We start from the raw sequence: 13,301 nt of genomic DNA on the forward strand, positions 1-13,301 counted from the left end.
GTCAGAAAGCCCGATCCGATGACAGATTCTTCCACACCACGCAGCCCCGACAGCGTGTCCGCATACGGCTATACCGAGACCCTCGAACGGGGCACCGGCAAGTTCGCCTCGTTCGCGGTGGCGTTCGCGTTCGTCTCGATCGCCACCGGCATCTTCACCACCTACGGCAGCGTGCTGGCCAGCTCCGGACCGATGGGCATCTGGACGTGGCCGATCGTCATCGTGGGCCAGCTCGCCGTGGCACTGCTGATCGGTTCACTCGCCGCGCGCATCCCCGTCACCGGCTACGCCTACCAGTGGGTGTCCCGGCTGGCCAACCCCATCCTGGGCTGGATCACCGGGTGGATCTCGTTCACCTTCCTGGCGATCGTCGTCGTGGCCGTCGACTACACCGTCGCGGCCACCGTGGTGCCCGCCCTGTTCGATTTCACCGGCACCCCGGCCACCGCATTCCTGATCACCGCGGGAGTGCTGCTGCTGCAGGCACTTCTGGTCGGCCTGTCGACGAAGTGGACCGAGCGGGTCAACAACTTCGCGGTCACCGCCGAACTGATCGGCATGGTCTCGCTGGTGGTGCTGCTGTTCGTCGTCGGCGTGATCGCCCACAAGCTCTCGGTCGGCAATCTGTTCTCCCGCGGCGACATTCCCGCCGAGGGCTACTGGGACTTCGGCACCGCGACCTCGGCGGGCCCCTGGATGCTCGGCTTCCTGCTCGGCGCATTCACCATCGTCGGCTTCGAATCGGCCGCCAACCTCGCCGAGGAGACCAAGAAGCCCGAAATCGTGGTGCCGCGCGCCATGTGGCAGGCCGTGCTGGCCTCGGGGGTGCTGGGCTTCCTGTTCCTGTTGGTGGTGACGGCCGCAGTCGACGACCCCACCGCACTGGCAGAGTCGGGCACGCCGATCGCCGACGTCATCCGAGACATTCTCGGGTCGTTCGTGGGCACCGCGCTGCTCATCCTGGTCGCGATCGCGATCTTCGCCTGCGGCCTGGTCATCCTGATGAGCGGTGTGCGACTGGTCTGGGCCATGTCACGCGACCAGCGGTTCCCGGGTTGGCAGGTGCTGCACAAGGTTTCGCCGCGATTCCGCACACCGCTGAACGCCACGATCGCCATGGCCACCATCTCGGCCTTGATCCTCGGGTTGTTCTCCACCAGCACCGACGCGCTGTTCCAGCTGTTCGCCGCGGCGACGCTGCTACCCGCCACCATCTACGCGATCACCGTCGCGCTCTACATCGCCACCCGCAAGAAGCTGCCCCCGAGCAAGGGCTTCCAACTGGGTCGCTGGGAGACCCCGGTTCTCGTGGTCGCGGTGGTGTGGCTCGTGTTCGTGCTGTCCCTGTTCCGGGACGCCTCCTTCAAGGACCCCTGGCTCTACGCCGTGACCATGGTGGCACTCGGCGCGGTCTACCTGGGCTACCTGCTGATCACCCGCGGCAAGGACGGGTTGAAGATGCCCGAGATGACCTCGATCGACGCTGAACTCGACGAGGTGGCGACCGACACCGGGGACGCCGTGCGATGACGGTACTGGCCATCGACCAGGGCACCTCGGGCACCAAGGCCATCGTGGTCGACGAGTCCGACGGCGTGGTCGGTCTGGCTGAAGTCCCGGTGCACCCGCGCTATCTCGACGGCGGCGGCGTCGAGCAGGATCCGGCAGAGCTGCTGGACTCCGTGCTCGACGCCGGCCGCGCGGCGCTCGCACAGGCCGACCGGCCCGTCGACGCCGTCTCGCTCGCGAATCAGGGCGAGACGGTGCTGGCGTGGGACCCCGACAGCGGCCGACCGTTGACCACCGCGATCGTCTGGCAGGACCGCCGCGCCGAGGCGCTGTGCGCCGAGATCGGCGAGTACCGCGAAATGTTCGCGGCCCGAACCGGTCTGGTGCTCGACCCGTATTTCTCGGCACCCAAGATGGCGTGGTTACGCCGGAATCTGACGACCGCAGGCGTGGTGACGACCTCGGACACCTGGTTGCTGCATCAGCTCACCGGCGCGTTCGTCACCGACGCCACCACCGCGAGCCGATCGCTGGCCGCCGAACTGGGTGCCACCGAGTGGAGCGGGGAGCTGCTCGGCCTGTTCGGATTGCAGGACGAGCGGCTGCCCGCGATCGCGGCCAACGACGAAGTCATCGGCACCACAACAGCGTTCGGCGCCGAGGTACCGGTCGGCGGGATCGTGGTCGATCAGCAGGCGGCGCTGCTGGCCGAGGCGTGTTTCGACCCGGGCATGGCCAAATGTACGTTCGGCACCGGAGCGTTCCTGCTGGCCAACACCGGTGACACCCCGGTGCACTCGACTGCGGGCCTGACCTCTTCTGTGGCCTGGCGCATCGGCGGCGCGGACACCTTCTGCGTCGACGGTCAGGTGTACACCGCCGCGTCCGCGGTCAAATGGCTGTCCTCGCTGGGCATCATCGGCGGCGCCGCGGAGATGGACACGGTCGCCGCCGAAGACAGCAACGGGGTGCTGTGCGTGCCCGCCTTGGCCGGGCTCGCGGCTCCGTGGTGGAAATCGCAAGCCACCGCCGCGATCTCCGGCATGACGCTGTCCACCGGACGCGGCCATATCGTGCTCGCGGTACTGCAGGGTATCGCCGCACAGGTCGCCGAGCTGGCCTCGGCCATCAACGCCGATGCCGCGCCGCTGAGCAGGCTGCGTGTGGACGGCGGGCTCACCCAGTCAAGAGTCCTCATGCAGGCCGTCGCCGACGTGCTCCAGATACCCGTCGACGTCTACCCGTCCGCGCATGCCACCGCACTCGGAGCGGCCGCGCTGGCCCAGCTCAGCGTTGAACCCGAACGTTCCATCCGCGAGGTCGTCACCGGCTGGACGCCGTCGGCGAGCTACGAGCCCAGCTGGCCCCAGCACCGTGCCGACGAATTCCGTTCCGGCTGGCGCGAACTGGCCGCCACCACCTACGCCCAGGAGTTTTCGTGAACACCCAGGACGTCTACGACGTTCTCGTCATCGGAGCCGGCATCGTCGGATCAGCCATCGCCCGTGAACTGGCAGGCAACGACTTGTCGGTCGCACTGCTCGAAGCCCGCGACGATGTGGGCGACGGCACGAGTAAGGCCAACACCGCGATCCTGCATACCGGATTCGATGCCAAACCCGGCACCCTGGAGTCAGCGATGGTCGGCCGCGGCTACCAACTGCTCTCCGAGTACGCCGTACCCACCGGCATCCCGATCGAACACACCGGCGCCATCCTGGTCGCCTGGGACGACGAGCAGCTGGACGCTCTGCCCGCCCTGAAGGAGAAGGCCGAGGCCAACGGCTACCACCATTGCGAGATCGTGGATTCCGACGCGGTGTATGCGGCAGTGCCGCACCTTGGACCGGGGGCACTCGGCGGACTCACCGTCCCTGATGAATCGATCATCTGCACCTGGACGGTCAATCTGGCGCTGGCCACCGACGCCGTGAACCGGGGTGCCACGCTGCTGCGAAACCATCGCGTGGAAACCGTCGACATCGCACCGGAGTTCACGACCCTGCACACCACCGGCGGGGCAGTGCGTGGGCGTTGGGTGATCAACGCCGCCGGGTTGGGTGCGGACACGGTCGACGGCCTGTTCGGCTATTCACGGTTCACCGTCACCCCGCGCCGCGGCGAACTCATCGTCTACGACAAGCTGGCCCGCCCGCTGGTCGACAAGATCGTGCTGCCCGTACCCACCTCCCGTGGAAAAGGGGTCCTCGTCAGCCCCACCATCTACGGGAACGTCATGCTGGGCCCCACCTCCGAGGACCTCACCGACCGCACCGCGACCGGCACCTCGGAAGCAGGTTTCGAATTCCTGTTGGAGAAGGGCCGCGCGTTGATGCCCAGCCTGCTCGACGAGGAGGTCACCGCCACCTACGCAGGCCTGCGGGCGGCGATCGACCACGGCGACTATCTCATCGAAGCCGATCCTCAGCAGCATTACCTGCTGGTGGGCGGAATACGTTCCACCGGCCTGACCGCCGGGATGGCCATTGCGGAATATGTTCGCGACCAACTGGTCTCGGCGGGTCTGGCCCTCACCCCACGGGACGCTCTACCGGAACCGCCCAGGATGCCCAACCTCGGCGAGGCGTTTCCCCGGCCCTACCAGCAGGCAGAGGACATCGCCGCGGATTCCGCCTACGGCCGCATCGTGTGCTTCTGCGAGCGCGTCACCGAGGGCGAATTGCGCGATGCCTGTCATTCCGTCGTGCCACCCGCAGCACTCGACGGCCTGCGCCGGCGCACGCGCGTGATGAACGGCCGCTGTCAGGCGTTCTTCTGCGGTGCCGAAGTGCAGACCATATTCGAGCGGGAGATGCGCGCATGACCACCACCCACACCGTCGACGTCGCGATCATCGGTGGCGGTCCCGCCGGGCTGACAGCTGCGGCCAATCTGGACCCCACATTGAACGTCCTTGTCCTCGAACGGGAATCCGTGGCCGGCGGCATTCCCCGCCACAGTGACCATCCCGGCTACGGCATGCGGGACATGAAAACCTTCATCAGCGGTCCCGCCTACGCCCGGCGCCTGGTGCAGAACGCAGTCGCCGCGGGAGCAACAATCCGTGCCAGCACCATGGTGACCGGATGGGCGGGCCCCAGGACGCTGGAGATCACCTCACCTCGCGGCAGGGAACTCATCGAAGCCCGCGCGGTGGTCCTTGCCACCGGAGCACGTGAACGACCTCGCCCCGCGCGGATGATTCCCGGTGACCGGGCCGCGGGCATTTACACCACCGGGCACCTGCAGAACACCGTGCATCTGCAGCGACGCAAGGTGGGCAGCCGCGCGGTGATCGTCGGTGCGGAACTGGTCAGCTATTCCGCGGTGCTGACGCTCAAGCACGCCGGTTGCGCCACCGCGCTGATGACCACCGAATACCCCTCCCCCGAGTCGTATGCGGTGTTCAACCTCGCCGGGCGCACCCCATTGCTCGGCGTCGACGTCGCGACCAGGACCAGGGTCACGCGGGTGATCGGCAAGCCTGTCGTGCAGGGCGTCGAAATCGAGCAGATCGACACCGGCCTGCGACGTGTCATCGATTGCGACACCGTGGTTTTCACCGGCGATTGGATTCCCGATCACGAGCTTGCCCGCGCCGCGGGCCTCGACATGGACGCGGGCACGCTGGGCCCTGCCGTGGACACGGCGCTGCGCACCAGCAGGCCCGGTGTGTTCGCGATCGGGAACCTGCTCCATCCGGTCGACACCGCCGATATCGCCGCGCTCGACGGCAGGCATGTCGCCGGGCAGGTGCGCGACTACCTCGACGGGCGTGCGGCTCCGGGCACCGCCGTGCGTATCCAGGCCGATGCCCCGTTGCGCTGGGTGGCACCGACCCTGTTGCGCCCCGGCGATCCCGCCCCGGCCAGGGGACGGTTGCTGTTGTGGACCGACGCGCTCACACGGATCCCGAAAGTCACTGCACGCCAAGGCGGCAACGTGATCGGGCGTAAGACGCTGCCCTGGGCCGCCTCACCCGGGCGGGTCTTCCGAGTGCCGTCGAGCATTCTCGACGGCGCCGATCCGCACGGCGGTCCCGTCACTCTGTCGCTGGGGTGAACTCGATGTTGAGTTCGGTGAGCCCGCGCAGCAGGAACGTGGGCTCGTAGGTGTAGCTGCGGTTGCCGGCCGGACCGTGCGCGGTTTCGCTGATCGTGATGTCGCGCATGCGGTCCAGGAGCCGGCGCACGGTGATCTGCCCCTCGACCCGGGCCAGCGGCGCACCAGCGCAGGTGTGGATGCCGCGGCCGAATGCGATGTGTTCGCGGACGTTCTTGCGATTCGGATCGAATGTCTGGGGATTGTCGAATTTGCGGGGATCACGGTTTGCCGCACCGAGACAGAGCATCACAATCGTTCCGGCCTTCAAATGCACCCCACCGAGCGTTGTGGTCTTTCTCACCAGCCGGAAGTCGATCTTCGTCGGGGCGTGCATCCGTAGCGCTTCCTCGATGAATGTCGGTATCCCCGACGGATTCTCGCGTAACAGCTGCTGATAGTCCTGGCGGTCGCCGAGGGTCTGCACGGCGGCGGTGAGCAGCTTGGTGACGGTCTCCTGACCGGCGGCGAACAGGAATGTCGCGGGCTTGACCACCTCCAGCAGATCCGGCGTCGAGCCGTCGGGATAGGTGGCCGTCGCCATGCCCGACAACACGTCGCCACGTGGCTCGCGCCTGCGCTCGGCGAGGTATCCGGCGAACTTGTCGTCGAGGTACTGCAGGGGGTCGCGGCCCACGGCCGACCCGTCCAGTGCTCCGACGTGGTTGCCCTCCGGAGGCCCGGCACCCAACTCGGCGAGGAACTCCGGCCGGTCCTGCTCCGGAACACCAAGCAGGTCGATGATCGCCGAGGTCGCGAAGGGTTTGGCGTATTCCGACAGGAATTCGCATCTTCCGTTGTCGATGAACTTGTCGAGCTGACGATCGACCAGATGCCACATGTAGTCCTCGTTCTCCTTGAGGCGTCGTGGCGTCAGCAGCTTGCTCAGCAGCGAGCGGGCCCGCTCGTGGGCAGGCGGGTCCATCACCACCATGTGCTCGTGGATCGGAAACTCGTGGCGGTGCGCCTCGATCTGCTCGGTGATGTCGTCACCCTCGGGCACGAACGGCAGCGGCGGAAACAGCCCACCGATCGCGTTGACCGCCGAGAACGAATCGTGGTCCTTGAATGCGGCCAGCACTTCCTGATAACCGGTCACGGCGATGACGCCGTGGTGCGGTTCGGCGCACACCGGTCCCCGACTGCGCAGGTATTCGTAGTACTCGTAGGGGTCCTGGGTGACTGCCGGGTCGGTGAAGTAGTCGACTGAGGCGAGATCGGTCATGGCTGGCGTGGCCTTTCGGTCATTCCGTCGAGCATCGGTCTTCCTCGGGATCAATATTTGATCGATCGATCAAACTGATAAGGTGGCTCATGCCTACCACCTCTTGTCGTGCCCGGTCAAGGGATGCAGCACCGGTCCCATATCGGATGTTCTGCAACGGTTCTGGGGGCCCCGCCTGATGCCGGCCGCACGCCGCCCCAGGGAGAAGGACGCGGGCACCCGTCAACGTTTGATCGAGGCAACCGCTCAGATCATGCGGACCGAAGGCTATGCCGCCGCAACATCGCGGCGCGTGGCCGCCGAGGTCGGAGTGAAGTCGGCCCTGGTCTACTACTACTTCGACACGATGGACGATCTCTACATCGCGGTCCTGCACAACGGCGCTGAAGCCGCGCTGGCCCGGATGCGCGCGGCGATCACCGACGACGACCCGTTGCGGGCATTGTGGCTGATGAACACCGATTCCCGTGTCACCGGGCTGAACATGGAGTTCATGGCCCTGGCCAATCACCGCAAGGCGATCGGCGCGGAACTCAAGGCGTTCTCGGAGCGCGTCCGCGACATCGAGACCGCGGCCATGGCAATGGTGCTGCGCACCCACGGCATCGACATGGAAGAGTTTCCGCCCGTCGTCATGTCGATGCTGCTCACCCAGACCGCACGCGGTATCAGCTACGAGAACGCCGTCGGCGTCAACCAGGGCCACGAGGAGTTCCGCGCCTTCATCGAACGGCTGTTACAGCGGTTCGCCACCACACGTTGACGCCTACTTCAGCATGCTGCCCGCGTCGACCGTGAGCGGCAGGCCGGTCACGTACCGGGCTTCATCAGAGGCCAGGAACAGCACGGCATTACTGATATCGACCGGCTCGACCCAACCGATCGGCAGTACGTGCATCATCTGCGCGACCACAGCCATATCGTCGGGGCCCGGGCTCTCAAGGTCCGGGCGGAACAACTTCATGGTGCCCTCGTTCATGAACAACGGGGTGTTCACATTCGTCGGATGCACCGAGTTGACCCTGATCGAGTGTTGCCCGAGCTCGACGGCGAAAGTCCGCATGAGGCCGACGACCCCGTGCTTGGCCGCGATGTAGTGACCGGTGTGCGGATAGGCCTTGAGCCCGCCCACTGAGCTGGTCAAGATGATCGATCCGCCGTGCCCGCCCGAAAGGAGATGCGGCACCGAGGCTTTCACAGTTTTCCAGACGCCGGAGAGGTTGACGCCGATCATGTCGTCCCAGTCCTGCTCGCTGGTCTTGTCCAGGGTCTCGCCGCCGTTGCCGATGCCGGCGTTGGCGACGATGATGTCGAGGCGGCCCAACTGCTCGACGCCGCTGTCCACCGCAGCCTTGACCGCATCGAAATCACGCACGTCGACTTCGGCCGTGACGATGCGCCGATTGAGCCCCTTGACCAGATCAGCCGTCTCAACCAGATCCTCGGGCGTGGCCGCAGGAATATCGGCGTTACTGCTGATCCGCCGACACACGTCGACCGCGATGATGTCCGCGCCCTCCTGCGCCAGCCGCAGGGCATGACTGCGACCTTGACCGCGTGCGGCCCCGGTGATGAATGCGACTTTTCCCTCAACGCGACCCGCCATTGCCATCCTCTCAACAAATTTGATCAGTCGATCAAACAGTTGCATCGAAGATACCTGGTGTCAAGGGGGTTTTTGATCGATCGATAAATCGGTCTCTGAGTCTCAGAGCCAGGTGTCGTTGGTGGTGGCGGTCAGGAACGCCTCCAGGTCATTGCGCCATGTCGCCGGGGTGTTCTTGTCCGGCTCGATCCCGGTGTATTCGCCGCGGTAGAACAGAAGCGGACGCGGCTTGCGTTTGGGCACTTCGGAGAGTGACTGTACGGCGCCGAACACCACGAAGTGATCGCCACCGTCGTGCACCGAATCCACCGAGCAGTCGATGTGGGCCAGCGCACCCTCGATCACCGGAGAGCCGAGTTTCGATGGCCGCCAATCAATCCCGGCGAACTTGTCCGGCTCCTTCGAACCGAACCGCGCCGACACGTGCTGCTGGTCCTCATGCAGCATGTTGACGCAGAACTTGCCGCTGGCCTCGATGGCCTGCCACGACCGCGACACTTTCGTCGGGCAGAACAGCACCAGCGGCGGGTCAAGGGACAACGCCGCGAACGACTGGCAGGCGAAGCCGATGGGCGCTTCTTCATGCACGGTGGTGATGATCGTGATACCAGTGCAGAACTGTCCGAGCACATTACGGAACGTGCGCGGATCGCGCGGTTCGGCGCTCACTGGTTCTTGAATCCGACGGTGAAGTCGTGTCCCCACAGGCTCACCGCGGTGGATTCGCGGGCGACCCAATCCGTATCGTCGACTTCGAGGCCCTCACAACCGAATTCGATGTCGAACCCACCGGGCGTCTTCATGTAGAAGGACAACATCTTGTCGTTGACGTGGCGACCCAGTGTGGCCGACATCGGCACCTTGCGGCGCAGCGCACGATCCAGGCAGAGACCGACATCGTCATTGTTCTCCACCTCCATCATGAGGTGCACGATGCCGCTGGGTGTCTGTCCGGGCATGAAAGCGAGGCTGTGGTGGCGGGGATTGACCCCGAAGAACCGCAGCCATGCCGGGGGGCCGTCGGCGGGTCTGCCGACGAGTTGCGGTGGCAGCCGCATGGAATCACGCAGCCGGAACCCCAACACGTCACGGTAGAAGTGCAGCGACTCGGCGTCGTCCTTGGTGGTCAGCACGACGTGACCGAGCCCCTGCTCCTCGGTGACGAACCTGTGCCCGTACGGGCTGACCACGCGCCGGTGCTCGAGTGCGACGCCGTGGAACACCTCGAGGGTGTTACCCGAGGGATCGTCGAAGATGATCATCTCGTCGACGCGGCGTTCGGCCAGTTCCGCGGCCGTCGCTTCCTTGTAGGCGGTGCCCTCGACGTCGAGGCGGTTGCGGATGTCCTGCAGGTCGGCGGCGTTCGCCGTCTCCCACCCCGATTGCAACAGGCGATCGTGCTCGCCGGGCACGATCACCAACCGCGCCGGAAACTCGTCCATGCGGAGGTAGAGCGCACCTTCGGTGGCACCCTTGCCTTCGACCATGCCGAGCACCTTGAGCCCATACTCGCGCCAGGCCGCCATATCGGTGGCCTCCAGCCGCAGGTAACCCAATGACCGGATGCTCATCGTTCAGCCTCCAAGGAAATCGATCGTGAGCTTGTTGAACTCGTCGAATTTCTCGACTTGAGCCCAGTGACCACACTGCCCGAAAACATGCAGTTGCACCCGCGGAATCTGCTTGACCGCAACCAGTGCACCGTCAAGCGGATTGACCCGGTCCTCGCGGCCCCAGATCAGCAGCACCGGCTGGCGCAGCTTGTACACCTCGCGCCACATCATGCCCAGCTCGAAATCCGCCCCGGCGAACGAGCGGCCCATCGCCCGCGCCGCAGCCAACGACTCCGGCTGCGAGGCAATCGCGAAGCGCTCGTCGATCAGCTCCGGGGTGATGAGCTTCTGGTCGAAAACCATGATGCGCAGGAACTTCTCGATGTTCTCGCGGGTGGGCTCTGCGGTGAACTTGCCGAGCAACTTGACGCCCTCGGTGGGATCGGGGGCGAACAGGTTGACGCTCAGACCGCCCGGGCCCATCAGCACCAGCTTGCCGGCCCGGTCCGGATAGTCCAGCGCGAACCGCACCGCGGTGCCGCCGCCGAGCGAATTGCCCAGCAACGGGATACGCCCCTGCAGACCGAGGTGGTCGAACAGGCCCAGCAATGCCTTTGCGCTGTACCGGTTGTACTGCTCGTGCTCGGTGTGCTTGTCCGAATGGCCATAGCCGGGTTGATCGACCGCCAGCACGTGGAAACGCTCGGCCAACACGGCGATGTTGCGGCCGAAGTTCGACCAACTCGACGCGCCGGGTCCACCACCGTGCAGCAACACGATGGTCTGCGCATCGGGATCGCCTGCCTCGTGGTAGTGCAGCCGCATGTCTACGGGATTACCCGTCGCTTCGCTCGCCCCGGACCGCACCTGCGCGTACCGCGAGGTGGCTTCGAAGGTGATCTCCTGTGTTGCAGTCATCAGACCATCGTGTCCGCAGGCGGCAGCCCGAACTCGTGGTTGCCGAAGATCATGTACGCCCGCTCGGGGTCATTGGCGGCGTGCACACGACCGGCATGGGCGTCACGCCAGAACCGTTGCAGCGGCGCACTGTTGGCCAACGCGGTGGCGCCGGCTGACTCGAAGAGCCGGTCGACCGAGGCGATGGCACGGCCGGTGGCGCGCACCTGGTCGCGCCGGGCCCGGGCGCGCAACTCGAACGGAATCTCTTTGCCCGCCGTCAGCAACGCGTACTCGTCGCCGACGTTGCCGATCAACTGCCGCCAGGCGGCGTCGATATCGCTGGCGGCCTCGGCGATCCGGACCTTGGCGAAGGGGTCGTCCTTGCCCTTCTCGCCGGCGAACGCCGCACGGACGCGCTTGCCCTGGTGCTCGACGTGCGCATCGTAGGCGCCGTAGGCCATGCCGACGATCGGCGCCGAGATCGTGGTGGGATGCACAGTGCCCCAAGGCATCTTGTAAACCGGCGCGGTGTTCTTCTCGTATCCGCCTGCCGTGCCGTCGTTCATCGACTTGTAGGACAGGAAGCGGTGGGTGGGGACGAACACGTCCTTGACCACAACGGTGTTACTGCCGGTGCCGCGCAGGCCGACGACATGCCACACGTCGTCGATCGCGTACTCGGTGCGCGGGATGAGGAAGCTGCCGAAATCGACCGGGCGACCGTCCTTGATCACCGGGCCGCCGAGGAACGCCCAGGTGGCGTGGTCACAGCCGGAAGACCAGTTCCAGGAGCCGCTGACCAGGTACCCGCCGTCGACCACGGTGCCCGCACCCATCGGCGCGTACGAGGACGACACCCGGACCGTCGGGTCCTCGCCCCACACCTCTTCCTGTGCCCGCTGATCGAACAGCGCCAGGTGCCAGTTGTGTACACCGATGATCGAGCTGACCCAGCCGGTCGACCCGCAGGCGCTGGCGATACGGCGCACCGCCTCGTAGAACGCCGTCGGATCGCACTGCAGGCCGCCCCACTGTTCGGGCTGCAGCAGCTTGAAGAAGCCCACCTCGTCGAGCGCCTTGATCGACTCATCAGGGATCTTGCGCAGATCCTCGGTGGCCTGGGCGCGCTCGCGCACCTGCGGCAACAGTTCGTCGATGCCGGCCAGGACCGCCTGCACGTCACGCTGTTCAATGGATGTCACTGAATGCCTCCCGAGAATCGGATCTAAAGAGAGATTAGAACACGTTACGATTTGTGTCGAGCAGCGCCGTGATACAGCCGCTGGACCTGGGCAAGTATGTTTTTGTAACATGTTCTAGTTATGAGCGAAGAGAGGGGGCTACCCGTGACGGATGAGCCACTGGGCAGCCACGTGCTCGAACTACAGGTGGCCGCAGTCATCGAGGAAACCGCCGACGCCCGTTCCGTGGTGTTCACGGTCCCCGACGGGGCCGACATTCCGTCCGACAGACTCCGCTACTCGCCCGGCCAGTTCCTGACCCTGCGCGTGCCCAGCGACCGCACCGGGTCGGTGGCGCGCTGCTACTCGCTGTCGAGCTCGCCGGTCACCGACGATCAGCTGACCGTGACCGTCAAGCGCACCGTCGACGGATATGCCTCGAACTGGTTGTGCGACAACGCGCACGCCGGTATGCGGATACATGTGCTGGCGCCGTCGGGCACCTTCGTCCCCAAGGACCTCGACACGAATTTCCTGCTGTTGGCGGCGGGTAGCGGTATCACTCCGATGATGGCGATCTGTAAATCCGCGCTCGCCGAGGGCAGCGGGAACGTGACGCTGGTCTACGCCAACCGCGACGAGAACTCGGTGATCTTCGCCGCGACGCTGCGCGAACTCGCCGCCAAGTACCCCGATCGACTGACCGTCGTGCACTGGCTGGAGAGCGTCCAGGGCCTGCCGAGCGCATCGGCGCTGGCCGCCCTGGCCGCTCCGCACGCCCACGCCGACGCGTTCATCTGCGGGCCGGGGCCGTTCATGGCGGCCGCCGAGGAGGCGCTGCGCCAGGCAGGCACCCCGGACGAACGCATCCACATCGAGGTGTTCAAGTCACTTGAGTCCGATCCGTTTGCCGCCGTCGTCATCGAAGAAGACACCAGCGACGAGGGGCCTGCCACCGCCGTGGTCACCCTGGACGGCGAGACCCACGAAGTCAGCTGGCCGCGCTCGGCGAAACTGCTCGACGTGCTGTTGGCCAAGGGACTCGACGCGCCGTTCTCCTGCCGGGAAGGACACTGCGGGGCATGCGCGGTGCTCAAGAAATCCGGTGAGGTGAAGATGGAGATCAACGACGTGCTCGAACCGTCCGATCTCGAAGAGGGGCTGATTCTCGGCTGCCAGGCCACGCCGCAGTCGGATTCGGTCGAAGTCACCTACGACGAATAGCG

Annotated in this window: 12 protein-coding genes; 6 read left to right on the plus strand and 6 right to left on the minus strand. The window is 65.7% G+C overall.

The annotated features are described in order from the left end of the window. Positions 1-18: 18 nt before the first annotated feature. The 4 genes from M1247_RS27890 to M1247_RS27905 are packed head-to-tail and all read left to right on the plus strand — an operon-like array spanning position 19 to position 5,571. Positions 19-1,530 carry an amino acid permease gene (locus tag M1247_RS27890; RefSeq protein ID WP_317159649.1) on the plus strand — a complete coding sequence of 504 codons (1,512 nt, stop codon included), beginning with the start codon at positions 19-21 and terminating at the stop codon, positions 1,528-1,530. Further along, positions 1,527-2,951, plus strand: coding sequence for an FGGY family carbohydrate kinase (locus M1247_RS27895; protein ID WP_317159650.1), 1,425 nt, complete (start codon positions 1,527-1,529; stop codon positions 2,949-2,951). The genes M1247_RS27890 and M1247_RS27895 overlap by 4 nt, the downstream gene beginning before the upstream one ends. Next, positions 2,948-4,333, plus strand: a complete 1,386-nt coding sequence (locus M1247_RS27900) for an NAD(P)/FAD-dependent oxidoreductase (RefSeq protein WP_317159651.1) — start codon at positions 2,948-2,950, stop codon at positions 4,331-4,333. Before M1247_RS27895 ends, M1247_RS27900 begins: the two co-directional genes overlap by 4 nt. Continuing rightward, on the plus strand, positions 4,330-5,571 hold the full coding sequence (locus tag M1247_RS27905; RefSeq protein ID WP_317159652.1) for an NAD(P)/FAD-dependent oxidoreductase: 1,242 nt from the start codon (positions 4,330-4,332) through the stop codon (positions 5,569-5,571). Before M1247_RS27900 ends, M1247_RS27905 begins: the two co-directional genes overlap by 4 nt. Here M1247_RS27905 and M1247_RS27910 read toward each other — a convergent pair. Beyond that, a complete protein-coding gene (locus M1247_RS27910) occupies positions 5,552-6,835 on the minus strand; it encodes a cytochrome P450 (protein ID WP_317159653.1) in 1,284 nt (427 codons plus the stop codon). The genes M1247_RS27905 and M1247_RS27910 overlap by 20 nt on opposite strands. Positions 6,836-7,013: 178 nt before the next feature. Between M1247_RS27910 and M1247_RS27915 the strand changes: the two genes are divergently transcribed. Beyond that, positions 7,014-7,598, plus strand: coding sequence for a TetR/AcrR family transcriptional regulator (locus tag M1247_RS27915; protein WP_317159776.1), 585 nt, complete (start codon positions 7,014-7,016; stop codon positions 7,596-7,598). A 3-nt stretch (positions 7,599-7,601) separates the two neighbouring features. Here the strand turns inward: M1247_RS27915 and M1247_RS27920 are convergent, their stop codons facing one another. From M1247_RS27920 to hsaA, 5 genes are all read right to left on the minus strand, one after another. Beyond that, positions 7,602-8,441: a mycofactocin-coupled SDR family oxidoreductase gene (locus tag M1247_RS27920; RefSeq protein ID WP_317159654.1), complete on the minus strand. Its 840-nt coding sequence runs from the start codon at positions 8,439-8,441 to the stop codon at positions 7,602-7,604. A gap of 102 nt (positions 8,442-8,543) precedes the next feature. Continuing rightward, on the minus strand, positions 8,544-9,110 hold the full coding sequence (hsaB, locus tag M1247_RS27925) for a 3-hydroxy-9,10-secoandrosta-1,3,5(10)-triene-9,17-dione monooxygenase reductase subunit (RefSeq protein ID WP_317159655.1): 567 nt from the start codon (positions 9,108-9,110) through the stop codon (positions 8,544-8,546). Then, positions 9,107-10,012: an iron-dependent extradiol dioxygenase HsaC gene (gene hsaC / locus M1247_RS27930; protein ID WP_317159656.1), complete on the minus strand. Its 906-nt coding sequence runs from the start codon at positions 10,010-10,012 to the stop codon at positions 9,107-9,109. Before hsaC ends, hsaB begins: the two co-directional genes overlap by 4 nt. Before the next feature lie 3 nt (positions 10,013-10,015). Then, entirely contained in the window at positions 10,016-10,912 is an 897-nt protein-coding gene (gene hsaD, locus M1247_RS27935) for a 4,5:9,10-diseco-3-hydroxy-5,9,17-trioxoandrosta-1(10),2-diene-4-oate hydrolase (protein WP_317159657.1), read from the minus strand. After that, positions 10,912-12,096, minus strand: coding sequence for a 3-hydroxy-9,10-secoandrosta-1,3,5(10)-triene-9,17-dione monooxygenase oxygenase subunit (gene hsaA, locus M1247_RS27940; protein ID WP_317159658.1), 1,185 nt, complete (start codon positions 12,094-12,096; stop codon positions 10,912-10,914). Before hsaA ends, hsaD begins: the two co-directional genes overlap by 1 nt. 144 nt (positions 12,097-12,240) lie before the next feature. Here hsaA and M1247_RS27945 point away from each other — a divergent pair, with 144 nt between their 5' ends. Then, positions 12,241-13,299: a 2Fe-2S iron-sulfur cluster-binding protein gene (locus tag M1247_RS27945; protein WP_317159777.1), complete on the plus strand. Its 1,059-nt coding sequence runs from the start codon at positions 12,241-12,243 to the stop codon at positions 13,297-13,299. The last annotated feature ends 2 nt before the right edge of the window (positions 13,300-13,301 follow it).

The sequence above is a fragment of the Mycobacterium appelbergii genome (genome assembly GCF_032883035.1).
In the GTDB taxonomy this organism is placed as follows: Bacteria; Actinomycetota; Actinomycetes; order Mycobacteriales; family Mycobacteriaceae; genus Mycobacterium; species Mycobacterium appelbergii.

Bases quoted from the DNA above. Each gene is read 5' to 3' on its own strand.
- M1247_RS27890 (WP_317159649.1), top strand. From the start codon at position 19: ATGACAGATTCTTCCACACCACGCAGCCCCGACAGCGTGTCCGCATAC.
- M1247_RS27895 (WP_317159650.1), top strand. From the start codon at position 1,527: ATGACGGTACTGGCCATCGACCAGGGCACCTCGGGCACCAAGGCCATC.
- M1247_RS27905 (WP_317159652.1), top strand. From the start codon at position 4,330: ATGACCACCACCCACACCGTCGACGTCGCGATCATCGGTGGCGGTCCC.
- M1247_RS27910 (WP_317159653.1), bottom strand. From the start codon at position 6,835: ATGACCGATCTCGCCTCAGTCGACTACTTCACCGACCCGGCAGTCACC.
- M1247_RS27915 (WP_317159776.1), top strand. From the start codon at position 7,014: ATGCCGGCCGCACGCCGCCCCAGGGAGAAGGACGCGGGCACCCGTCAA.
- M1247_RS27920 (WP_317159654.1), bottom strand. From the start codon at position 8,441: ATGGCGGGTCGCGTTGAGGGAAAAGTCGCATTCATCACCGGGGCCGCA.
- hsaC (WP_317159656.1), bottom strand. From the start codon at position 10,012: ATGAGCATCCGGTCATTGGGTTACCTGCGGCTGGAGGCCACCGATATG.
- hsaD (WP_317159657.1), bottom strand. From the start codon at position 10,912: ATGACTGCAACACAGGAGATCACCTTCGAAGCCACCTCGCGGTACGCG.